Source organism: Chryseobacterium sp. MYb328 (assembly GCF_037572595.1).
GTDB classification, from domain to species: Bacteria; Bacteroidota; Bacteroidia; order Flavobacteriales; family Weeksellaceae; genus Chryseobacterium; species Chryseobacterium pennae.
In genome coordinates, this window is record NZ_JBBGZQ010000008.1 from 111044 (window position 1) to 135513 (window position 24470).

Here is a 24470-nt window from a genome sequence, read left to right on the forward strand (position 1 = left end):
ATATTGTTATTTAATAGAGGTACAAAATTATGGGGCTAAATTTGTATTTTTGTTATAGGTTACCTCTATGATAGTGGTTACAAAAATGTAAGTGTATATATGAATATTGAGAAAAAACCTTGTGATAATGCCTATTTAGCAATCCAGGATACTCTGTATGTTATAGGGGGAAAATGGAAGCTTGTCATTTTGGGTGCCTTAGTGACTACAGGGAGCAAACGTTTTGGTGAACTATCTAAAATGATTGATATTAGTCCGAGGATTTTATCTAAAGAATTACGTGAATTGGAGCTTAATAAACTTATTACCCGAAAGGTTCTCGATACAAAACCTATTATGACGGAATATTCAGTGACTCCCTATGCTGAAAGCCTTCGTGAACTGATTAATATTATGATTAGCTGGGGATATCAGCACAGAGAAGAAATCAAAGATTAATTCAGAACCTTATAATTGATATCTTTAAAATACTGATAGACGAAACTTCAGATTGAGACAAATTACATCTTATTTTTTTAATAACCAGGTTCTATCACCGTAAAAATAGTAAAGGTCATTTCTTTAATTTTTAATGCTATGTAAAATTCCCTGCAATTCCGTACTTTTGCGCTTTTCTAAGAGCTTTTGTTTTATATTTTCCCAACTTCCGTTCCTGCTCCAGCGTGCAAAATGCTGATAAACACTGTTCCAGCTATACTGGACTTCAAAAAATTGCCTTGTGGGAAGTTTCCGCCATTGCCAAAGTGTTTTTAAACGGTAGAGAATATCTTCTACAACCTGCTCTAGCAATCTTTTGCGTTATTTTTCTTTACGCCTAATGATAAATATGGGCAAATCTCTTTGCTTAACAAAACTTTTTTTTGAAAGAATGATACACCTTTTTTGAAGTTACTCATTCATTCTACTTTAAACAACTTATATGAATGGAATAAATCCATTTTCAAAAATAAACAATTATCTTTTTGTAATAGGCAGGATTGGAATATATAAATATTATGCTGACTGAAAATATAAAAATATGGACCATTTTATTGATGATTTGTAAGATATCTTATAAAGAGGATTGGTTTTTTTCAGCCTTTTTAAAGATTAGTTCAACAGAATAAAGCCTAATGATTAATAGAATTAATATATTCAGTTGGAGATACTCCTTCAATCTGTTTAAAAACTCTATTAAATGTTGATTGATTAGAAAAACCAGCCTCTGAATAAACATAGAGCATAGTCACTTTTTGCAAATCCATTTTGTTGATCAGTTCTTTTACATGATTGATTCTGAGAGTATTTATGTAGAAATTGAAGTTGTTATAATTTTTATGGTGTATTGCTTTAGAAATATAAATGGGGTTTACATTTAATACAGATGAAAGTTTAGATAAAGTAAAATCCGGATCACGGTATAATTCTTGGCTTTCAATTTCAATTTCAATATTTTCAAATAATGCTTCAAGCATGGACACATCCAGAATACCTCTTGTTGCTTTTTTTTTGTCTTGGCTTTTTATATTTAGCAATTCCATAATATTTAAGGTTTCAATATCCTTGATTTTTTCCCGATAATATAAAAGTAGGACAATAACCATAAGATTTGCCATAAAAACTAAAATATCAGAAATTATAATTTTGTTTCTGGAATAAATTCTACCATTGTAACCAAAAATAACTTCAGAAAGAATAACAGCCGTTACTAGCAAAGTCACATAGCAGGCATAGATATAAGCTTCTCTCTTTCCGAATAGGACATAAGCTCCTAAGGGTACAGGAATATACCATGCCATACTCATAATGGAATATTTCCAGAATATAAAAAGGAAAAAAGAAGAGTAGACTGGTGCTAAAAATAAATATACTCTTACATATTTATCAATACTTTCTACTCTGAAAGTAATCAAATATAAGATGGCTGTTATAGCAAGCCCCACTAAACTGTAGATACTTATAAAATCATTTTTAATATAAAATTTGTATAATAATATGTAGATAAAAAAAAATAGCAGCATTAATCTTAGATAATCACGGGCTAGATTTCTCCTCTCAATTTCGACACCTTTATTATTATTGTTATTTTTCATCATAGCAGCTTCATATACTCATTTATTAAATTTGATAAGGATAAGTGGTTGATTAGTATTGAATTAATAAGTTAAGTCATTTTATAGTATTTCACTTATACTGAGCTTTTTTTTACATTTAATATTCTCTAATTTTGCCCCGCAAACAATAAATAGTCATTTATTATCGTACAAAGGTAAATATATATATTAGAAGTTGTTTAAACTTATTTAGAGATAAAAAGAGCTCCGAGAAAATTAGCAATTTTGAATTGCAATTTAAACAACTGACAATCTGGAATTCATAAGCAAAGATAAAATAGAGAAATGGATTTTACCTCATTTAAGCAGAGGGAAACGGGGGTGCCACAAAATTTGATTTAACCAAGGTTGTGTATCTAATAATAAAACGATTTAAAACAGGTTGCCAATGGCGGGAATTGAGTTTGAAAGAATATTTTGGAAGAGAAAAAATAAGCTGACAAAACATCTATTATTATTTCAATAAATGGAGCAAGGATGGTTCTTTCAGGAGAATTTGGATTCATCTTTTGTGCAGTAACAAGAGGGCTTTAGACCTGTCAAGTCTCCAGCTTGATGGAAGTCATACCAGAAGTAGAATGTGAGGAGAAGCGGTTGATTATCAAGGTAGGAAGAAGCGTAAAACGACTAATATTGTCTTTCTCTGTGATAATCAGGGACAAATGCTTTCAATGGGAACCCCAAAAAGTGGAGAGCATCATGATTTATATGAAATAGAAAGACAATTCTTTGAACGTAAATAAATTATAGCAAATGTTAAAATTAATTCTTAGAAATAAAGAAATAATGGAACGTGATTATTATTTTGATGATGAATTATACAAAAGAAGATTCAAAATAGCGAAAGCAAATGCCTAGCTGGATAGTTTTAAATCATTATTAATACACTTTGAAACTTCTTGTAATGAATTGGAGAGCTTTGCATTACATTGCTTTCTCTATTTTATTCCTCAGAAAAATAAAAGTTTAAACAAGTTTTTAGTCACCATTACCTCTTTTAAAGTATTTAAAACTCAATTTAAATAAGTTACACAATGAAAAAAGAATTGTTTCAATCTCTTTAGTTATTTTCTTATAATTTGGCATTTGATTAAGTAGGTATTAGTACTATTGATCCTAAAGAATATTCAGGATTGACAAAAAATCAGTGCTATAATAACAAATGCTATGACAATATACTGACTGTAAAAAAAAAATTAACTAATGATTTCATAGTTAATTCTAAGGTATCTAAAACTCAATTTAAGTAAAAATACAAAACAATGAAAAAAAAAATTATTTTAATATCTCTGATTATTTCGTCATCTTTTGCATTTGGTCAGGTAGGTATTAATACTGCCAATCCTCAAGGAGTATTTAATATTGATGGAAAATCTACTGTTGCAAGAACAAATCCTGTTACGGGGATACCAACTGCAGCACAATTAGCTGATGATTTTATAGTTACCAATACTGGGGCTACGGGAATTGGCGGGATGCCGAATGGAAGTGCTATCTTGGATTTGACCTCATCCAATAAAGGATTTATTGCTCCCCGTGTAATTTTAACATCCACAACAGATTCTACAACTATTTCAAACCCTGCTACCGGATTATTAGTTTATAATTTGGGAACCAATCCCGGTTTTACTTATGTTGGATATGTATTTTGGAATGGAAGCGAATGGCGGTCATTGGATAACTCAACAGTAGTTTCACCTACCATTAAAAGCTTGGCTTGCTCATCTGCTGCTTTATCCCCATCATCTTGGGTTGCAAATGTACCGTATACAGGTAACCTGAAAGTTTCGTATACCGGAGGAAATGGTGGCGCATATCAGTCAGGAAGTTCTGTAACAGTGAATGGTTTGGTTTTTACTCTTAGATCCGGAAGATTAGAATTTGGCAATGGAGAATTGGTATTTTCTGTTACCGGAACACCTACCAATACTTCAGATATGACAGTTCCAATGAATAATTCTCTTATTCCTTTCCTTCTTGCTGCACAATCTTGTAGTGCAACAATTGTTAATCAAACTACTGCAGATATCAAAAGTGTAGCGATTATGGCATTTCCTTCAAATAATGATGGAAGCGGATATAGTGTTCCTCTCCAGACTCCGGATGGAAAATACAGAATAAGAGTGTGGTGGAATACTACAAGTGGTACAACCAATGTAAGACCAAATGTTCAGATATATAATAATTCGGGAACTTCAAAAACATTATATTGGAATAACGGAACAGAATATGGAGGCTATGTTGGCTCTGCTGGAAATGCATCTGTGATTCCTGTCGGAGTATGGGGTGGTTTTAGAGAGTCAAATAATTGGTTTGCAGGTTCTTACTGGGGAAATGAAGGGATATTAGATGCGTCGAATGGCGGTCCTGAATATAGAAGGTATTCCTGGATTGATGATAGCAGTGATTCAAAAGTAGAATACTCTGCATTCATAATGGCTGGTGCCCCTACTAGTGGATCTTCAATCCCTAATTCTACAAAAGTCTTTATAAAAATAGAGCAGGTAACAGCTCCTTAGCCTACTATTTATTATATAATAGATTTTAAAGATATTTATATAGGACAATTAATTGAAATATGGTTGCAGAAAACGAGATAGAAATATCTCGTATCTGTAATTTTATGGGCTGTTCTAAAGATGAAATAAATAAAATGTATACACTAAAAAATTTGGATACTCATGCTCTATTAGGTTGGAGCAAGCTGCTGAAATATGATTTTTTTAGAATTTATAGTCAACGTCTTATCTTGTATGTGCTACATAAACTAAATATTGAATGAGCTTCAATTCCGGTTTCTTAGGTTTTTATACTGTGTAAAGTCCCTGCAATTCCGTACTTTTGTACTTATCAAAATGACATACAATAAATGAAGCCAAGTTTAGCAAAAGGAACGAGAGATTTTACAGCACAGGAAGTATCCAGAAGAAAATATATCATCAATATTTTACAGAATAATTTTGAGTTATTCGGTTTTCAGCCTTTGGAAACACCAAGCTTTGAAAATCTTTCCACTTTAACGGGAAAGTACGGAGAAGAAGGGGATCGTTTGATTTTTAAAATCCTTAATTCAAGTATTAACGAAGCAAAGGATGAGAAAAAGGATCAGATGCTTAATGATTTCCAGAGAGCATTGGAAAAACCTTTCAGTTCAGAAAGCTTAACAGATAAAGCGCTTCGTTATGACCTTACTGTACCTTTTGCAAGATTTGTGGCGATGAATCATGGAAAATTAACGTTTCCGTTCAAGCGTTTCCAGATCCAGCCGGTATGGAGAGCAGACCGACCTCAGAAAGGAAGATACAGAGAGTTTTATCAGTGTGATGCAGATGTGGTAGGAAGTGAAAGTTTACTACAGGAAGTAGATCTGGTTCAATTGTATTTGAAATCATTTGCTGATCTGAAAGTACCTGTTACCATTCACATGAACAATAGAAAAATTCTTTCCGGATTAGCTGAATATGCAGGAATTACTGATAAACTGATCGATTTTACAGTAGCTTTAGACAAGCTGGATAAAATTGGAAAAGAGGGAGTTGTTAAGGAATTATTGGAAAGAGAAATCTCTCAGGAATCTATTGATAAATTAGACTTTTTATTCAGCCAGTCTGATGATGCTTTGGAAAGCTTACTTCAGTTGAAAGAAAAATTTGTAGGTAATGAGATTGGACTGAAAGGAGTAGAGGAATTAGAGTTTGTTCTTACACAATCTCTGAACCTTGGCGTTGATATGCAGAATCTTGTATTCAACATTACTTTAGCCAGAGGTCTTGATTATTATACCGGAGCTATTTTCGAAGTGAAAGCGGATGAAGTGGCAATGGGTTCCATTGGTGGTGGTGGTAGATACGACAACCTTACAGAAGTGTTTGGGGTGAAAAATATCCCTGGAATTGGTATTTCTTTCGGATTAGACAGGATTTATCTGGTGATGGAAGAACTAAATCTTTTCCCTGAAGAAGCTGCTTCTAAAATAGAATATCTGTTTGCTAATTTCGGAGGTGAAGAGACTACAGAAGCTTTGAAACTAATCATGCAATTAAGATCAAAAGGGATTTCAGCAGAACTGTATCCTGAAAATGCAAAAATCAATAAGCAGTTTACTTATGCAGAGAAAAAAGGAATTAAAAACCTTGTTTTCTTGGGTGAAGAAGAACTTAAAAATGGTACAGTAACCTTTAAGGATCTTGTAGCTGGAGAACAGAAAACGCTTTCTTTGAACGAATTTTTAGGATAGTATTAAGCAAATCGAAGTTCATTGTGGAAAAATGCATAGGCTGTCTTGCTCCGTTTCAAAATACAGGTTTTTTCTCTACGAAAGAAGAGCTGGCGGATCATACTTATGTATGTAATAGCTGTGGAGAGCAAGCGCGTAAAGCTCTTGCAAATATGTATATTAGTACCACTATATTTTCCAGTTGTACTGCTTTTCAGGTTCGGGAGCTTTTGATAAAAGGTGAGCAGTTTGAAAAATTTTATTGTCAGATTGTGAATGATTACACTAGTATTTCTCTTTTCCAAAGCTCATTAATTAATAAATTGTTTATTTCTCTTTTGGAAGGAGAAAAGATAGTGATTGGTGATAAAGCTGTATATGAGAATAAATCCGGTGCTTTGTTTGTAACCAATAAAAGACTTCTGTTTGTGACGGAAAGCTCACCTGTCGGTTTTCCTGAAGTCATTGATTATCATGATATCGTTTCAGTAGATATGATTAACTCCGATAATGAAATAAGAATCATTACTTCAGACAATGCTTTGCGATTTTTGAAAATTTTATGGACAGAAAAATTTCAAAAACAAATAAAAAAACAAATAGAGTTGTCAAAAAAAAGTAAACAGGAGAAAGTGATACCTTCACAAAATAACAACGACTCTTCACTTTTTGATATCCTTGAAAGGCTTGGCAGCTTCAGGCAAAATGGTGTGATCACTGATGTAGAATTTGCTGAACAAAAGAAAAAATTACTTGAACGACTTTAAACCTTATAATTGTAAAAATGAGTAGTTGTGCTATTTGTAATAATAAGATTTCATTTTGGGGTGGGAGTAAACTTTTAAATAAGATTGAGATTTGTGAAGACTGTAAATCCAAAATGAATAAAATATATCGTGAATTTTCTTTATACAGCAATGAATTTAGCCTTTATCAGGTCAGGACTTTGTTAAAAAAAGAATCTCAATTTGAAGAATTCAAAACCGTATTATTCAGGATCAATCCAAGCCTTTCTGATTATTCAGATATAGCATTACGAAAGATTTTTAGAATGGTCAATGATGAACGGTTTATTCACGGAATATTTGGGAAACACGATCAGCGAGGATATGGAACACTTATTTCAACCGATAAAAAATTGATTTTCATTGATGCCGGAAATGATTTTAGTTTTGTATTTAAAGAAATTATTCCTCTTAAAAATATTACATCCATCGATTTTTCATCTTCAAATAATTTAATAACAATAAGTACTTCTGAAAAGAATATTATTGTTGGGTCTGAAAATCAAGGATATGGAGCTGATTTCTGTGAAGCAGTCCAACAGCTTTTGGGTAATTCTGATGAGACAAAACCTCAGGAACAATCAGCCTCAGGAATTTTGGATATGATAGAAAGGCTCGGGAAATTGAAAGAAAACGGTATTCTTACCCATGAAGAATTTAGCGATCAAAAGAAAAAATTATTGGATAAATTATAATTTGCCTGAAATCCATATAAGAAATAATCAGCCACAAAAATATTTTTGTGGCTGATTTACTTGATGAATCATAAGTTTTGAATACTTTGCCCTCCAGAATCGGTTTAGAATTTGTAATTTGGGGCGATTAATAGAACAGTAGAATTACCTTCTACCTATATGAAACTTTTAAACATAAAAACCAAATGAATACTATTTGTGCATTGTGCGGAACTCCGCTGACGTCTACGGATATGCTTGTTGGAAAAAATAAACTTGCAGATGGCGGCTATTTGTGTGCTGAATGTTTTAATAAAGCCATTACAATCAATAGAGATCTTATCAATAATTTGCATCAGTTTTATTTTGCTGAAATAACAGGAATGTTCCTTAAAAGCAAAATTGATGGGAGCCAGAGTCCAGGAACTTCATCTTCAGGAACAGGCAACTATGAATATGATGCTCCCACCAGATTAGACGAAATAAAAGATCAGATTGTAGCGCTGAAAGCGAGATTGAGCGTTTTAGCCAATGAAGAAGTAAATGAACTGGATAAAGTCCTGGATCCAAATGAACGATTGATTGCTATTGCAGAATGTATTAATCTTCGTAATAACAGGGAAGGAATTATTTTCTCAACCCAATGGAGAGTAATTTTCATGGATAAAAAATTCTTGGGTGGTGTGGTAAAAAATGAATATACCCATAAAGACATTACCGCTCTGGATCAGGTTGAAAACCTTCTATATTCAGTATTAAGAGTAAATACAAGCGGTGGTGCTGTAGAGTTTAAACTGCATAATAAAAGTGATGGCAGATCATTCTGTGATATTGTAAACGGTCAGATCAGAGGATCCGAAAGACAAACATTTCAGAAACCGTCACAAACACAGTCATTTTATCAAAATACTCCAAGCCCAGCACCTCAAAATTCATCCAATACTCCAAAAGGATCTACAGAAGATATTTTTGAACAATTGGAAAAGCTTGGTAAGCTAAGACAGATGGGCGTTTTAAGTGAGGAAGAGTTCTCATTACAGAAAGCAAAACTATTGGAAAGACTTTAAAAAAGATAAGTTAATCCAGAAAAATATCCTTATTTGTAATTGGGATGGATACAAAACAGAACAATAGGAATTGTCTGCTCTGATGTAAAAACTTTTAAACATAAAACTAGAATGAACACGAATTGTGCTCTTTGTGGAACCCCATTAAGCCTTATGGATACCGTTCTGGGTGAGAATAAGCTCTCAGATGGTGGACTCTTATGTAATAAATGCCTGAATAAAGCAACGGCTATTAATAAAGATCTGGTGCACAGTCTTATGAATTACACTTTGGCGGAGATCAGAGACTTGACTTGGGGTGAAAGTATTGAAGAAGTGGAGGAAATTGAGGAAGAAACTGTAGTAGAGACTTCAGTGTCCCATACCAGCATAACATTTTCCCATACGTCTGTGCGATTTTCCATTGACAAAACAAACCCTACAAGATCTGACGAAATTCAAGAACAGATTCTTGCTTTAAATACTAAACTCAGTTCTTCTGTGAATGATGAAGTAGATGAGCTTGTGAAGGTTCTGGATACAGATGAGAAAATTGTTGCAATCGCTGATGCCAGGTATTTACACAATAATACGAATGGCCTTCTGTTAGCAACACAACGGAAAGTGCTTTTTCTTAATAAGAAGTTTTTTGGAAACATATATAAGAAGGAATTTCCACATCAAAATATCAATACTGTACTGGATGATACAAGGGGAAAAGATTCTACACTAAAGATATTAACGCATGGACCTACGGCTGATTTTATTCTTGATGGCAGTAATTCAGCGCAATTATTTTGTGAAGCTATAGAAAGGTATATAAAAAGTTCAGAAAACAAAGAAAAACAAAAGTTAACTCAACCTGAATTAAAGGCTTCTGCATTTCAGCCATCTCAACCGATACAGGAAGAAGATCCGTCAGTAGTTTTTGATAAGCTCGAAAAATTAGGCAGATTAAGAGACAATGGAATTTTAACAGATGATGAATTTGCAGAACAGAAGAAAAAACTGCTGGATAAATTATAAAAAATAAAAGAATGAGTAATATTTGTTCATTGTGTAATACAGAATTAACCTCTATGGATAAGCTTTTGGGAGAAAATAAACTTTCAGATGGCGGAGTATTATGCAATAAATGTTTAGATAAAATAAGTTACATCAATCAGGAGGTGCTGTATAACCTTAATCAGTTCAATATTGAAGATATTCAGAGGATCATTCAAAATAAAGATACAGAACAGAATCCGCCTGCTGTAATACAGGAAAATCTCCCTATGGCTATGGAGGAAGAGCCTCAGAATATTTCTAAGGAAGTATATAAAATAAGAAAGCAGAAGATAAAAGCAGAGCTGGAAAAGCTTAATGCCAGTCTTTCCGTATTTACCAAAGGTGAGATTAAAGAACTTCCTTATCTGATTTCTGAAGATGAGAAGATCATTGGTATTACAGATGCTCAGTTTGTGAATACCCTGGCTGCAGGAATATTGGTGGCAACCTCCAAAAGAATGATCTCTGTTTCAAAAGCAATGTTTGGAGATGCTAAAATCAATGATTATCCTAATGAAACCATCAGGTCTGTAAGTTTTGTAACAGATCCGAGGTCACCTGTCATTAAACTCCATCTTGATGAAAGAGTGGTAGAGTTTGAATGTTTTATGGATAAAGAAGATGCAGAAAAGTTCTACGGTATTATAAGTCCTATTTATAACAATCCGGTACAGCAATCTCAGCCGGAGGCAAGTCCTGTAAATACTAATATGGATACAGCTGTAAGCGCAGCACGTTCCCTTGAAATTCTCGAACAGTTGGAAAAACTGGGTAAATTGAGAGAAGGTGGTATTCTTACCGATACCGAGTTTACAGAACAAAAAAGAAAATTATTAGAACAATTAAAATAAAAATTGTTTACCCCAAATCATGAAGGATAAAACGGAAATCGTAAAAAGCTGGCTTAAAGGATGGTGCTTATCAAGAGAAGTAGCCTTTCCTGTGCAATATAAGTCTGGATTTAATGTATTCGTGGGAGACGAAAAACAAAAAGAGCGTTACGTATTTCCTGACCTTAATGAAGACTTTTTTCAGCTTGCCCGGTCAATTGATGAACCCTGGGTTTATCTGAAAGTAAGTACCTCTCCTGATCAGTTTATAGGAAGTATTCCTGAAAAATGGCAGCTGCAGGCACAAGGATATCTGATGACTTGTTTTCATCCTATGATTTTTCCGGAAACCAGTCTGGCAGAAGGATATCATCTGGAATTTTCAGAATACAATACAACATTTGTTGTAAGAATTGTAGCGGAAAATGGGGAACAGGCTTCAATAGGACGTGTATCTTTAATAGATGATGCTGCTGTTTATGACAGAATCATTACCGAAATAGAGCATCAAAGGAAAGGGTTGGCGTCTTTTTTACTGAAAGAGCTGGAGAAGATCGCTTTATTGAAAGGGTTTCATAATAATCTTTTGGTAGCTACAGAAGAGGGGAAGCTATTATATGAAAATTTAGGCTGGAAAGTGTATGCTTTGCATTCCTCTATTGTTATTCCTTCTAAAGATTAATATTTTTATTGAATTAAAAGAGTAGTAATTTAGACTTATAAGCTATAACCATGGGATCAAGACTTGACGAAATAAAAGAAGAACTCGAAAAACTGGATATCAATCCTACCATATTTGCCAGAAAAGAGATTCGTGCTTTGCCGGATATTCTTTCAGCAGATGAAAAAATTGTTTACCTCGTTGAAGGTAGAAATAAAGTAAACAATCATCATATCATTTTAGCAGCTACAGACAGAAGATTGATCTTTGTAGATAAGGAATTCATGTATGGATTAACCGTACAGGATTATTCCTATACTAAAATAAGCTCTATACAATATGAAACTGCAGTAATGTTGGCCTCTATAGATATTCAGGTTACAGATGATATCGTAGAGATTGATGGGGTAGGAAGATACCATGCTGAGCTGTTTTGTGAAAAAGTAAGAGACTTCATGTCCCGTCCCAAAGAAAGTTTCCATAAGGCAGAACCTACTTCTTTAGATGAGTTGGAACAATTGGGACGATTAAAAGAAAGTGGAATTTTGAGTGAAGAAGAATTCAATGAACAAAAGAAAAAAATTATGGACAAATTATGATAAAAGAAGTTGTTTTTAGAGCATTAAACTGGAGATGGTATTTTACCTCTTTAATCTCATTATTTATAGGTGTTTTCTGCTGGTTATTGATCCTTATTTTACCTATTAGCAGTTTTACATGGAATTTTTTCACGGCCATCCCATTTCTGGTTGTGGTAGTAAGCTTTCTATTGGGAATTTCGAGGATGTTCAAAAAAGATGAATTTAAAAACGGTCTTTGGCAATGTTTTTTAAGCATTATTATCCTTTCTATCCTTGGTATACTGTTTGGTCTTTACCCGCCTAAAAGTCCTTATAAGCCTTATAATAACGATATTAAAAACCCAAAGAATGCAAAGTTTTCAATGCCTTTAAAGATATTTTCAGATGAGAAAGAACTCGTAGAGGTTACTCAACCTGATATCCTTATTTATGATTACTTACAGCCGGGAACTTATAAATACGATGTTTTTCTGAATAAAACAGAAAAAGGGAAAGTGTATTTAAAAGTATATGATTTCAATACCAACAGGATTCTTTCTGAAAAAGAAATTAAAAAAGAATCAATGAGAGTTGTCTTTAATCCCAATGATGAATTGAAAGAATTTTCAAGTGGTAATGATGGTTTTACAGTGAAAGAAGGAGATTGGGGAGATTATTATGGAAGCAGGATCGAAGTTTGGTTTAAACCGGATAATTCCAACGAGTCTGAAAGAAAATTAGTGGAAAAAAATTATATTATTCAGGGAAATTAAAATTTTTCTCCTATATAAACAAAAAGTCATCGCAAACTACTACGATGACTTTTTCTATATATGAATGTTAAAAAAAACTACTGTCTGTTTTTAGTTTAAAGAATCTTCGGCTTTTGTTTTTACCTCATCTACTTTATTTTGAACCTGAGAAGCAACATCATTCGCTTTACTCTTAAGGTCATTTCCCCATTTGTTAAGATTATCCTTTGCCGTATTTAGCTTATCTTTTACCGCTTGTTGATCTTCAGGGCTTGAATTCTTATATTTCCAATAAGCTAAAGCACCTAATCCTAGTAAAGCTAATACACCTTTTGTTTTGTTTCCCATGATTTCTATTTTTAAAAGATATTAATATTAAAATTTGTTATTAATACTTATGTAAAATACGTGCCAAAAAATTAAGTTGAATGATAAAAAAATGTTAAAATTAAGAAAAGATATCAAAATTTTCTCCGTCAAAACTGGCGAAAACCATAGTAGGATAGGAGTCCTGATGATAGATATTTCCATCTTTATCAATAGCAATAGCACCCGCAAATCCGTCAATCGTTTTAAGTTCGTCAAAAGTTTTAGTGAAAGCTGCTTCAAGGCTCATCCCATCCGTTACGCGGGTAACAATTTTTGCAGAAGTAGCATTGCTTACAATATCTTCACCTACTCCTGTACAGCTTACTGCACAGAAAGCATTGGCATAATTTCCGGCCACAGTGGCAGAGTCTGAAATCCTTCCCGGAATCTCAAAACCTTTTCCCCCTGTAGAAGTAGCAACAGCCAGTTTTCCATCCTTATCGATGGCTACACAGCCTACCGTACCCTTCCCGCCGTTGCCAAGCTTCGCTTCGTATTCTTTTCTTCTCTGTGGAATTTCTGTAGAAAAATTTTCAAATCCGTTTTCTGTGGCATATATTTTTGCGCCATGTCCGCCTAAAACCCTGTCATCCTCTCCGATGAGGTTCTTTGCCACAAAAATAGGGTTCTTCACATCCTGAATATTGATAACACCGCTTAGTTTTTGCGTTTCACCATTCATGATGGCTGCACTCATACGGATGATACCATCACTTTGAATTTGCGAACCTATTCCTGCATTGTATAGAGGATCATCTTCCAGCAAAGAAACTGCATAGGCCACTGTATCAAAAGCAGAATGCGTCTGAAGATAGTCAAAGGCTCTTTGAGCAATTTCCTTTAAAGAGTTTTGTTTCGCTGTTTTTACTTCATGGCTTTGGTCACTTTCCGAAAAAAAACCGCCGTGGATGATGAGTTTCATAAATAAAGTTTAGTTTTTAAATTATTATTTGTTCTGGAATGGTGCTGTCCTTCTGAAATGAACCTTTAATTCCTGACAGAGTTTCGAAATACTTTCCAGATTGTGCTTTTCAATAATTATCAGCTGTAGTTCATCGGAATAGCTATCTGCAAGCTCAATAACTTCCAATGGGGGGTCTTCCTGATTAAGCTTAGGCTGTAACCATACAAAATAATCCGGTGCATATCTTACCCCTGCCGGGAAGTCTCCTAGCGTATTATTCAAGCTTTCATCAATGAGTTCATGAACCTCATCTATTTTATCTCCGCGGATCAGAAAATTAAAAAGTTCATTGGTCACAGAAAACTCAAATGCTCCATCCTCGTCACCTTCAATTACCCATTCTGCTTCATTATTGGCTATATATTGATCCGGATTGGTATAGCAAAAAGAACAGTTCAAAATGATTTCCTCTTTATTGCTGACGTCATAACCTTCCAGAAGAAGATTTATAAGCTGTTCAATTTTTTCTTCTGCCATTTAGCTGTTTATTTAAAAACTAAAATAAGAATAACTTTCGAATTGAACTTTTAAAACTATTTGTCCTGAGGAATTGGATTGAATTGTGAATTTTCAATGGTAAGAGCTTTGGTCGTAAGATCATAATGATCATTCATAGACATTACGTGAACCGTTAAATTATCAATAGAGATAGGCTCTCCAAGGTTAATATTGGTAAGGTTAGTATCCTTAATAAATCTTCCGTCTACCAGAATCACCAGCCCGGAACCTACAGCGGTCATCACATCATTATGAATGAAAAGTCCAGTATCTTCCCCAAGGCCAATTCCCAGTGTTCTTGGATTATTCACCACAGCCTGGAAAAGACGCCCGATTCTGCCTCTTTGTACAAAATGGGTATCAATGATAACATTATCAATTAATCCCAACCCTTGTGTTGTTTTAATTTCTCCCTTTAATAAAGCTTCAGAGCTGCTTCCCTGATAAATCATATTTTCAGAAGCTGCTGCAGCACCTGCTGAAGTTCCGGAATAAATAAAGTCCTGTTCCTGATATTTCAATAAAATGGTATCGTGAAATCTGGTTCCTCCAAGAATAGAGGTTAGTCTCAGCTGATCTCCTCCTGTAAACATCATGACATCTGCAGCATTCGCTCTGGCTACCATGGCGTCAGAGTTGGCTTCTTCACGGTTATGAATATCAATAACATTTACATTTTTAGCACCCAGAAATTCAAATGCTTTTTTGTATTCAGAACCTACAATCTGAGGAATTTGAGAGGCTGTTGTTACGATTTCAATGACAGAATCTTCCTTATATTTAGATTCGTTGATGATCTTTCGCAGAATCCCCCGCTCAAAAAAGTTAAGATTCTTTTCAATATTCTGATCGTAGTCGGTTTCTGCAAAACTTCCTTTATTTACAGCTCCTCCGATTACTATTAATTTTCCAGTAGGTTTAGTCATGGTACAAAATTAAAAAATAATTAACATATTTGGCGAATTTCGTGCCATCTTTAGTTGATTTTTAATGTTTTAGAAATGTGAATAAAAATTATTTTTTTTTTGATAAATCTTCAAGTGTGCTATAGTTTCGTTTAGGGTTTTATATTATATTTGATTATAAAATAAGTTATTATTAACTGTTAAAATGCCAATAGACTATGAAAATCGAAAAGATTCAGGCACTACGCGGTCCTAATATCTGGAGTATCAGAAGAAAGAAGCTGATACAGATGAGGTTGGACCTTGAGGAAATGGAGAATTATCCTACCAATAAAATAGATGGATTCAGGGAAAGAATAGAAAAATTAATCCCGTCACTGATTACCCATAGGTGTTCAGAAGGAGTGGAAGGTGGTTTTTTCCATAGGGTGGAAACTGGAACCTGGATGGGACATGTCATTGAGCATATTGCTTTGGAAATACAGACCCTGGCGGGGATGGATGTTGGCTTTGGAAGAACCCGGGAAACCAAATCACCGGGAGTGTATAATGTGGTATTCAATTACCTTGAAGAAAATGTAGGAATTTATGCTGCTGAAGAAGCCGTAAAGATTGCAGAAACATTAATTGAAGGAAAAGATTATGACCTGAATGCCTGTATTCAAAAGTTAAAAGAGATCAGGGAACGTGTTCGTTTGGGGCCATCAACCGGAAGTATTGTAGAAGAAGCTGTTTCCAGAAAAATACCATGGATCAGATTGGGAACAAATTCATTGGTGCAGCTTGGATATGGGGTCAACCAACAGCGTTTTCAAGCCACAATTACGGGAAAGACAAGTTCTATTGCGGTAGATATTGCCTGTAATAAAGAATTAACCAAAAGAATGCTTCATGATGCAGCCATTCCGGTACCCATCGGTGATCTTATTGTAGATGAAGAAGGTTTAAATACAGTAATCAAAAGAATAGGATATCCAATTGTTTTAAAACCTTTGGATGGAAATCATGGAAAAGGGTCATCCATCAATGTCAATGACTGGGAGGCTGCTAAAACAGGACTGGAACACGCCCAGAAATATTCCAGAAAAGTAATCGTTGAAAAATACATTACAGGTTATGATTTCAGGGTTTTGGTGATCGATAATAAAATGGTAGCTGCGGCAAGAAGAGTTCCTGCTCACATCGTTGGAGATGGAGAACTGAATATCCAGCAACTTATTGAAAAAGAGAATAAAGATCCGCGAAGAGGCTATGGTCACGAAAATGTCCTGACCGAAATTGAAGTGGATAAAGATACTCTGGAGTTGCTTGAGAAGCTTCAATATACTCTGGAAACTATTCCGCAAAGGGGAGAAATTGTTTACCTGAAGTCTACCGCTAATCTTTCTACGGGAGGAACTTCAATTGATGTGACCGATATGGTACATCCGGAAAATATCACAATGGCAGAAAGAATATCCAAGATTATTGGCCTTGATGTCTGTGGGATTGATATTATGGCAGAAAACCTTACACAGCCATTAAAAGAAAGTGGCGGAGCCATTATAGAAGTTAATGCTGCTCCCGGATTCAGAATGCATCTGGCTCCAAGTGAAGGGCTGCCAAGAAACGTTGCAGCTCCGGTTGTCGATATGTTATATCCACAGGGAAAACCTTTTACTATTCCGATTATTGCAGTCACAGGTACAAACGGGAAGACAACCACAACAAGACTGATCTCGCATATTGTAAAAAGCAATGGATACAGGGTAGGGTTTACTACTTCAGACGGAATTTATATCCAGAATACCATGTTGTCAAAAGGGGATACTACAGGTCCGCTTTCAGCAGAATTTATTTTAAAGGATCCTACCGTGGAATTTGCAGTTTTGGAGACTGCCAGAGGAGGGATTCTTCGTTCGGGATTAGGATACTCGCAGTGTGATATTGGGGTTTTAACCAATATTGAGGAGGATCATTTGGGAATGAATGATATTCACAACCTAAGAGACCTTACCAAAGTAAAGCGGGTGGTATTAGACAGTGTGAAGAAGACAGGATGGAGCGTTCTGAATGCAGACAATAAATATTCTATGAAAATTGTAAACGATCTTGATTGTAACGTTGCGATTTTCAGTATGGATGAAAATAACCCACATATTGTAAAATTTGCCAAAGAGGGAAGAATCACCTGTGTTTATGAAGAAGGATTTGTAACCATCAAAAAAGGCGACTGGAAGATCAGAATCGGTAAAGCAAAAGATTTCCCGATTACGATGGAAGGAAAAGCCAGATTCATGATTGAAAATGTATTGGCAGCCAGTTTGGCAAGTTATCTTCATGGATTTGGGATTGAAGATATTTCCAATTCATTAAGAACCTTTATTCCAAGTGCGCAGCTTACCCCGGGAAGATTAAATGTCTTTAAGTTTAAAAGCTTTAAAGTGTTGATTGATTTTGCCCACAATCCATCCGGATATGAAGCCATTGAAGATTATCTTAAAAATGTTGAGGCAACAAAGAAAATAGGAATTATTTCCGGTGTTGGAGACAGAAGAGATAGTGATATTAGAGAATGCGGAAAGATTGCAGGAAGAATGTTTGATCATATCATCATCCGAAATGAAAAACATCTTCGTGGGAGAACAGAAGAGGAAATCAACGGATTGATTATCGAAGGAATGCAGTCTTCAGGAAAAGATGTCAGCTACGAAATTATTCCTAAAGAAATTGAAGCATTGAAGCATGCCATGGGCATGGCTGAAGACGGAACATTTATTACCGCTTTAAGTGACGTAATTTCCAATGCTATTGATCTTGTTCAGGAATATCAGGCAAGAGAGCTGCTGGAAGACGATAAAAACGGATAAATAAAATTTTTATAAGCTTATTAAAATTGCAATACGAAATCTATAAAACGTATTGCAATTTTTTTATATCATAGTATAGAGATGCTTTTTAAGAGGAAAATATTTTTAACTTTTCTTTAAAAGTGATAAAAAATAAAAATTATTAACTTGCCATACGATCAGTTTTTATGAAAAAGGTATTCTTTATTTTCTTTCTTTACTTTTCTATACAGTCTTATTCTCAAAACTATACCCCGGCAAAGTTAGATAGTATTACGAGTATTTATAAAAATAAAGGAGAGTATGAAAAGGTATTTCAATATAATATAGCTGCACTTCGATATTATAAAGAACATGATAATGCTGAAGGCAGTGCTTTAGCTAATATTAATATTGCCAATGCATTTTCTACATTCGATGAACACCAGAAAAGCCTTCATTATCTGGATGAAGCAAGAAAGCAGCTTAAACATATTAGCAACAATGGGCTGAATGCCAGATTATGCAATGAAATTGCCAGAAATTATGCTTTTCTTGGTCTTTATAACCAATCCAATATTCAGTTGAACCAATCTGTAAAATATCTTAAACATGCTCCTGATACAAAAGAGAACAAAAATTCTTTATTTTTTGTTTATCTCTGGAAGTGGTCCAATTTTGAGGATTTAAAGCTTCCTGATTCTATTAATGTGATGCGTAAAAAAGGATTGAAAACCTTTCCTGATGAACCTAAAATTTATGTAAGAATTGCAGAACAGTTTTTATCACAAAAACAACAGCTGGACTCTGTTGAATATTATCTGAATAAAGCATCGCTGTTAGCCATGAAAAATAACAGCTCTCTTCATACATATGGAGCTATTGCAACAAGGCGTGGAAATTTATACACCCTGAAAAAAGAGTATACAAAAGCACTTACCTATTATCAGGAATCTTTACCCATCTATCTGAAAATAAACCGTGGCGCAGATATCATAAATACGTATAAAAAGATTTATGAAACTTATCTGGCCTTACATGATATTCCAAAAGCGAATGAATATCTGACAAAATATACTCAACTCAATGATAGTGTTCAATCCGGGGAAAGAAAAGCAGTTGCTTCTGTGATTAATAATCTGGCTATTGAGCAGGAAAAAGAAAGGAATGACCTCTATGTCATTATTTCTGCAATTGCGGGCATTGCTGCGGTATCTCTTCTCGCTGTGTTTATGATTAGGAAACGGAATAACAACAAAAATAGAGGAAGAGATCAGCTGCTTGAAAAACAGAAAAAAATAATTGATGAAAAAACAATAGAAACAGATAAGCTGAAAAAGAAAGTAGATACTTCCATTAATGATTTATCTAAGATGGCAACATCAAATAACCCCTTTTTTATTAGCAAGTTTAAAGAAGTTTATCCGGAATTTCATGAAAGACTTATTTTACAATATCCTGAACTTACCAATCATGATATAAAATTTATTGCTTATTTGAGGCTTAATCTTACCAATAAAGAAATCGGGCAATGTGGAAATGTGACAGTAAGAGCTGTTGAAACCAAAAAATACAGACTTAAAAAGAAGCTCGAATTACCCGCTGATGTAGATTTAGGAACCTGGGTTTTAGAATTGTAATAAAAAATACCTCAACTCTTGCTGAGGTATTTTCAATTCATTATAAACTCATATTCTTTTCTACATAAGATAAAATTTTATATGCAATGTCAATCCTTTCAGAATTAGGATAATTTTTATTGGCAAGAATTACAATTCCAATTTTTTTTGAAGGAACATACATCACATAGGATGCGAAACCATTGGTAGCTCCTGTTTTATTTATCAGCACATCAGTTTGTGGTTTTTGATGGGGTATTATTTCACTTACAGGATTGGGTTTATAGATCAGGTCATAGGAATTTCCTTTTTGAAGCTGTTCCAATGTTACCGGATAATTATATTGTTCCCAGATAAGGTCCTGAGTCATTTCTGAAGTGTTAAAATAACCGGTATGGGTCTTCATTAACGCCGCAGATAACTTACTGTCTATTTTTCCAATTCCCATATTGGCATCTACAAATTTGATCATATCCTGTGTACATGATTTTACCCCATATGCCTCATCAGCCAAAACTCCTGGATTTAAGCGTATCGGTTTGTCATTATTATCATAACCCCATGCGTAATCATTCATGTTTTTGGCAGGGATTTTATAAAATGTATTATTTAAACTCATTTTAGCAAATACATTTTCAGTCATGGCTGCTGTGAAGGGCTGTTGCATTGTTCTCCCGGCGATAACCCCCAATAAACCTATACTTGGATTGGTGTACATCCTTTGAGTACCTGCTGGATAATCGGGTTTCCAATTTTTATAGTACTCGATAAGCTGTTCGTTATTGGTGACTTCATCAGGCAGCTGCAAAGTGAATCCACCTGCAGTATGTGTTCCCAGATTGTACAGTTTTATATGATCAAAAGCTGTGTTTTTGAGTTCAGGCATATACTTACTCACGGGATCAGAAAAATTGAGCGTTCCGTTAACCTGTGATAAACTAGCTAGGGTAGCCGTGAATGTTTTACTTACGGACCCCAGTTCAAATAAGGTTTTATTGGTAATTTCTATATGGTTTTCTTTTGAAGCTAATCCGTAATTGAAAAATGTATGTTTACCCTTTACACTTACAGCAATACTTATACCTGGAATTTTATTTTTTTCCATGACAGGTTTTACCAAAGTATTTAAATAGTTAGTAAAGCCTGACGTATTTTCTTTTTTTGAATGAGTGCAGTTTGATAAAAAGGATAGACATAATACCGCAACAGATATACTTTTTAAACTTTGCATATTTTAAGATTTTATAATTGAACTTTTTACTAATACTTATTTCGAAAAATTGTTTAGCAAAAGTAAAAGAAATTTGCAGATAAAGCTTTACTACAATTCTACTACAATAATTTAAGTTGTTTAAAATCAGTGCTATGTGGATTGTAAAGAAGAGCTCTTGAAACGCGTATAAATAATATTACAGAACCATTTGAAGTGATTTTATCAGAGTTTTATCCTAAAAAGGACAGGTTTTTTTGTGAAAAATAATCGGCTGAACCAAAAGTTCAGCCGATTATTTTTATTGCGTTTAAAATGTATTGATCTGTTAGATAATCGTACTCAATGAGTTTTTATCCTTCCGCAAAAAAAGCATTAGAACTTCCAATCCAGATAGCATCTTTCTTATTGAAATCTACATTTACCATGGCTGCTTTTGTCATTCTTCCCAGATTTTCCAGAAGGATAGGGCGTTCATCATTTTCTTTCCAGATATACAATAAACGGATCTCTGTTTTTGAAAACTGACCATTAATATCTTCAATAGCATCAGCTATTTAATTTACATCTTCAGTAATATTTTTGCTTGGTGAAGTACTGCATCCTGATCTTCGGAAAATGTTAGAAAGTACTTCGTTTGCCAGTCCTGCGTTTTTTGAGCCTGTTTACTTTCTGCTTTATCCCAGGCCGGGTAAACTCGGATTCCCCGTTTTCCTATCTTTTTTCCATGAGATAGAATTCCTTTTTCCGCTAAAATATGCGTAGGGAAAATAAATATCCCTGAAAGATTATTTTTAAAAGCTGCAACGAGATAAAAGTCAATGTCATCTGTACTATTGAAAGGAGCAGTTTCTCCATTTTCACTTCTTTTCCAGATCGTTACGAACTGACCTGTTTTCGTAGGGGTTATTTTGGAAATGCGGAACTTTATTTTCCAGTCATTCAAAGTAAGGTTAAAACCTGAATATTCTTTGCATTCTAATTCTTCTTCTACATTTGAGCAGCTGAATCCAAGAGGTTGAAACAGTTGTTCTTCTATGGTCTTTAAATTCAAGATTTTATATGTTTAAAGTTCAAGGTTTAAAGTTGGTTTCCATAATTATATTTAAGATAATCTGTTATTTGATGTGTGTAGCTATATTTCACTCCTTTGGAGGGGGACCTAAGATTTGACGGGATAGTTCTGTAATGTGCAATATCAACCTTTATTTATTCCTTTCCAAAAAAAGCATTAGAGCTTCCAATCCAAATGGCATCCTTTTTATTGAAATCTACATTGACCATAGCTGCCTTTGTCATTCTTCCCAGGTTTTCCAGAAGGATAGGGCGTTCATCATTTTCTTTCCAGATATACAATAAACGGATTTCTGCCTTTGAAAACTCTCCATTGATATCTTCAAAAATAGGTTCATAAGTTACTTTTCTTTGCAGAATATAATTTTCTTTGTCTTCAATAGCATCTGTAATCTCCTTTGTTGGGTTTAGATTAACACCGCTTCCCGCAAATGAGAACAAGGGTTTCAGTACAAATTCTTCCAGGTTTTCATTTTCCGGAAACTCATGAAGGAAATAACTTTTCGGAACAAATTGATGTTTTAATAAAGGTAAAAGAAATTTAGATATTTTAAAGAACCAGTTCGGATGAGTGATCCATTTTACATCAGCTTCTTCACGGAAATCAAATTCGGTTTTAAGATCCGGAATTCTGTCCAGTTCATCAAATATCACACGATTGTAGATTCTTTTGATTTCAACAACCTTACCATCATTCTCATAATATAGTTTTTTGCCCTCTTTTTTTACTTTTGTAAGACAAACGGTTTTTATTCCTAATAGCTGTTCTGTCAAAACAAAATCAATAGCTGTTTTCTGTTTTTCAGGGAAAATTTCGAGAAGAATAACATTTTCAGGATTTTCATCACCCACAATCAGATCTTTTAAATGTTGTTTAAAAGTCTCATGGGGCATAGTATTGCGAATCTCTGAAAGAAAAGGATAAACTTCGCAGAAAGTATCTTCAAACGTTTTTTGGAAGGCATATAATGACGGAAAAGCCTGAAGCTCGATCAGTTGTGGTTCGATTTCTCCATTTTCACTTTTGCAGATTCCAAAATCAATGGTAAAAAAGTGAGGCTGATCTGTATCATTGGGAACCCGGCAGTTGTCTGGGATTGCTTTCTGAAGAGTCTCTGCAGGAAGCGCCTTGATCTGGTTGATGATACTTTCACTGGCATCAAGCAATTTACCTTCAAATTCTTTGGTAAGGAAAATCGGACTTTCGGAAACCCTGAAACCTTGCTCCACACCTCCTGTTTGCGCTAAAACTTCCTTCAGCTTTTTATATTTTTCATCTGAAAACTCCTGGTTAAACTGTTTTCTGTATTTTGGGATCATATTTTTTTTCTTTTGTGATGGTAAAAAATCGAGCAGCAATGCCCGATGCTTTATAAGATGGAAGCTAGAAGCTGGAGGATGGAAGTTTTTGAAGCCGGAATTTTAAAATAAGTTCAATTTTACTTATACCTAATTAAAATAAAGAGTTTACTAGAAGTTTAATCACTACTAGTAACTTCCAGCCTCCTTCTTCCCGCCTTTTTAAGCCAAAGACTCAACTTCTTTCAAAATGTTTTTTTTTGCGAACTGAAGAAATCTAGGAAGGATCTGGTTTCTGGTAAGGATGATTTTATCTTCATCATCTATCCTGTCCACCGTTTCAAGATATTTTTCCATGCCGAAGTTTTCAATCATGGCTTCTCTGTTCTTATCATCTTTAAGGTTTTCGATTAAAGCCTCAGGGCTTGCTTCCGGATGAAACTGGGTTCCAAATATCTCATCAGAAAAACGAACAGCCATTACTGCTCTTTCCAGGTTGATGTGCGGACGGAATTTTTCAATTGCCATTACAGTCATTCCCAATTCTTCAAACCGATCATGATCCGGCTCAATGAACTGATACGCTCTGGAATCTACTGCATAAAAAGGATCCTGAAGATTCTTGAATAAAAATTCTTCTCTGCCTTCCTTTGTTTTGTGTACCGGCATTACCCCAAAAGAATAGGATTTTCTTTTACAGATATTTCCTAATTTCCAGTGAATACTTGCCAATTGGAAGGAATGGCAGATCAGGAAAAGATACTTCTTATCTTCATTATATTTGTTGTGTTCAAAAACTGAATCTAAAAAATGAGCAAACCTGTTTTCCCACTCGAAACCTTCACGGTGTGGAGTACCTGGCCCCCCTGAAGAAATAAAAATATCAAAGTCTCCAATCTCCGGCATTTCATCTTTAAACCTCACATCAAATGTCTGGATAATTACATTTTCTTCAGAGTTCTGCTGAAATGTTTCAGAAATTTCTTTAATGTTTCTAAAGCCTTGATTGACATGGTTGTTGTTCATGTCCAGCAGAGCAATTCGAATATCTTTCATTACAT

The 24470-nt window shown here is 34.4% G+C and carries 24 protein-coding genes; 13 read left to right on the forward strand and 11 right to left on the reverse strand.

Annotated features, from left to right (window positions below; genetic code table 11):
• Window positions 1-99: 99 nt before the first annotated feature.
• Complete coding sequence (locus WH267_RS10325) at window positions 100-438, forward strand: winged helix-turn-helix transcriptional regulator (RefSeq protein WP_123318948.1); 339 nt, start codon at window positions 100-102, stop codon at window positions 436-438.
• A gap of 123 nt (window positions 439-561) precedes the next feature.
• Here WH267_RS10325 and WH267_RS25140 read toward each other — a convergent pair whose 3' ends face one another.
• Both WH267_RS25140 and WH267_RS10330 read right to left on the reverse strand, forming a co-directional pair.
• Window positions 562-789 carry a transposase gene (locus WH267_RS25140; RefSeq protein WP_445223270.1) on the reverse strand — a complete coding sequence of 76 codons (228 nt, stop codon included), beginning with the start codon at window positions 787-789 and terminating at the stop codon, window positions 562-564.
• A gap of 320 nt (window positions 790-1109) precedes the next feature.
• Entirely contained in the window at window positions 1110-2075 is a 966-nt protein-coding gene (locus WH267_RS10330) for a helix-turn-helix domain-containing protein (RefSeq protein ID WP_340007969.1), read from the reverse strand.
• Window positions 2076-3355: 1280 nt separating this feature from the next.
• Here WH267_RS10330 and WH267_RS10335 point away from each other — a divergent pair.
• The 10 genes from WH267_RS10335 (at window position 3356) to WH267_RS10380 (ending at window position 12685) form a co-directional block, all read left to right on the forward strand.
• Window positions 3356-4612: a hypothetical protein gene (locus tag WH267_RS10335; protein WP_340007970.1), complete on the forward strand. Its 1257-nt coding sequence runs from the start codon at window positions 3356-3358 to the stop codon at window positions 4610-4612.
• A 350-nt stretch (window positions 4613-4962) separates the two neighbouring features.
• Window positions 4963-6330 carry a histidine--tRNA ligase gene (hisS, locus tag WH267_RS10340; RefSeq protein ID WP_340007972.1) on the forward strand — a complete coding sequence of 456 codons (1368 nt, stop codon included), beginning with the start codon at window positions 4963-4965 and terminating at the stop codon, window positions 6328-6330.
• A 23-nt stretch (window positions 6331-6353) separates the two neighbouring features.
• On the forward strand, window positions 6354-7076 hold the full coding sequence (locus WH267_RS10345) for an SHOCT domain-containing protein (RefSeq protein ID WP_340007974.1): 723 nt from the start codon (window positions 6354-6356) through the stop codon (window positions 7074-7076).
• Between the two features lie 113 nt (window positions 7077-7189).
• Complete coding sequence (locus WH267_RS10350; RefSeq protein ID WP_340007976.1) at window positions 7190-7789, forward strand: PH domain-containing protein; 600 nt, start codon at window positions 7190-7192, stop codon at window positions 7787-7789.
• 185 nt (window positions 7790-7974) lie between these two features.
• Window positions 7975-8835, forward strand: a complete 861-nt coding sequence (locus WH267_RS10355; protein WP_340007978.1) for a PH domain-containing protein — start codon at window positions 7975-7977, stop codon at window positions 8833-8835.
• Between the two features lie 111 nt (window positions 8836-8946).
• Window positions 8947-9840 carry an SHOCT domain-containing protein gene (locus WH267_RS10360; RefSeq protein WP_340007980.1) on the forward strand — a complete coding sequence of 298 codons (894 nt, stop codon included), beginning with the start codon at window positions 8947-8949 and terminating at the stop codon, window positions 9838-9840.
• Between the two features lie 11 nt (window positions 9841-9851).
• A complete protein-coding gene (locus tag WH267_RS10365) occupies window positions 9852-10712 on the forward strand; it encodes a PH domain-containing protein (RefSeq protein WP_115973351.1) in 861 nt (286 codons plus the stop codon).
• A gap of 19 nt (window positions 10713-10731) precedes the next feature.
• On the forward strand, window positions 10732-11373 hold the full coding sequence (locus WH267_RS10370) for a GNAT family N-acetyltransferase (RefSeq protein ID WP_340007983.1): 642 nt from the start codon (window positions 10732-10734) through the stop codon (window positions 11371-11373).
• A 50-nt stretch (window positions 11374-11423) separates the two neighbouring features.
• Window positions 11424-11951 (forward strand): PH domain-containing protein, encoded by a 528-nt coding sequence (locus tag WH267_RS10375; protein ID WP_115973353.1) that lies wholly within the window; start codon window positions 11424-11426, stop codon window positions 11949-11951.
• Window positions 11948-12685 (forward strand): hypothetical protein, encoded by a 738-nt coding sequence (locus tag WH267_RS10380; RefSeq protein WP_115973354.1) that lies wholly within the window; start codon window positions 11948-11950, stop codon window positions 12683-12685. Before WH267_RS10375 ends, WH267_RS10380 begins: the two co-directional genes overlap by 4 nt.
• A gap of 90 nt (window positions 12686-12775) precedes the next feature.
• Here the strand turns inward: WH267_RS10380 and WH267_RS10385 are convergent, their stop codons facing one another.
• From WH267_RS10385 to WH267_RS10400, 4 genes are all read right to left on the reverse strand, one after another.
• The gene (locus WH267_RS10385; RefSeq protein WP_115973355.1) at window positions 12776-13012 is read right to left on the reverse strand and encodes a YtxH domain-containing protein; all 237 of its coding nucleotides are present in this window, start codon (window positions 13010-13012) and stop codon (window positions 12776-12778) included.
• Between the two features lie 100 nt (window positions 13013-13112).
• Window positions 13113-13955 (reverse strand): isoaspartyl peptidase/L-asparaginase, encoded by an 843-nt coding sequence (locus WH267_RS10390; protein ID WP_340007986.1) that lies wholly within the window; start codon window positions 13953-13955, stop codon window positions 13113-13115.
• A 24-nt stretch (window positions 13956-13979) separates the two neighbouring features.
• Window positions 13980-14474, reverse strand: a complete 495-nt coding sequence (locus tag WH267_RS10395) for a hypothetical protein (protein ID WP_340007988.1) — start codon at window positions 14472-14474, stop codon at window positions 13980-13982.
• A 56-nt stretch (window positions 14475-14530) separates the two neighbouring features.
• Complete coding sequence (locus WH267_RS10400) at window positions 14531-15421, reverse strand: cyanophycinase (RefSeq protein WP_340007989.1); 891 nt, start codon at window positions 15419-15421, stop codon at window positions 14531-14533.
• Window positions 15422-15618: 197 nt separating this feature from the next.
• Here WH267_RS10400 and cphA point away from each other — a divergent pair, with 197 nt between their 5' ends.
• Both cphA and WH267_RS10410 read left to right on the forward strand, forming a co-directional pair.
• Window positions 15619-18249: a cyanophycin synthetase gene (gene cphA, locus WH267_RS10405; RefSeq protein ID WP_115973359.1), complete on the forward strand. Its 2631-nt coding sequence runs from the start codon at window positions 15619-15621 to the stop codon at window positions 18247-18249.
• A gap of 167 nt (window positions 18250-18416) precedes the next feature.
• Entirely contained in the window at window positions 18417-19847 is a 1431-nt protein-coding gene (locus WH267_RS10410) for a tetratricopeptide repeat protein (protein WP_340007993.1), read from the forward strand.
• Window positions 19848-19887: 40 nt separating this feature from the next.
• Here the strand turns inward: WH267_RS10410 and ampC are convergent, their stop codons facing one another.
• The 5 genes from ampC to WH267_RS10435 form a co-directional block, all read right to left on the reverse strand.
• Window positions 19888-21057: a class C beta-lactamase gene (gene ampC, locus WH267_RS10415; RefSeq protein WP_340007995.1), complete on the reverse strand. Its 1170-nt coding sequence runs from the start codon at window positions 21055-21057 to the stop codon at window positions 19888-19890.
• 332 nt (window positions 21058-21389) lie between these two features.
• Window positions 21390-21536 carry a hypothetical protein gene (locus WH267_RS10420; RefSeq protein ID WP_340007997.1) on the reverse strand — a complete coding sequence of 49 codons (147 nt, stop codon included), beginning with the start codon at window positions 21534-21536 and terminating at the stop codon, window positions 21390-21392.
• A gap of 62 nt (window positions 21537-21598) precedes the next feature.
• Window positions 21599-22090, reverse strand: a complete 492-nt coding sequence (locus WH267_RS10425; protein ID WP_340007999.1) for a MepB family protein — start codon at window positions 22088-22090, stop codon at window positions 21599-21601.
• Window positions 22091-22245: 155 nt separating this feature from the next.
• Entirely contained in the window at window positions 22246-23430 is a 1185-nt protein-coding gene (locus WH267_RS10430) for a hypothetical protein (RefSeq protein ID WP_340008000.1), read from the reverse strand.
• 201 nt (window positions 23431-23631) lie between these two features.
• Entirely contained in the window at window positions 23632-24465 is an 834-nt protein-coding gene (locus WH267_RS10435; RefSeq protein WP_340008002.1) for a type 1 glutamine amidotransferase, read from the reverse strand.
• Between the last annotated feature and the right edge of the window lie 5 nt (window positions 24466-24470).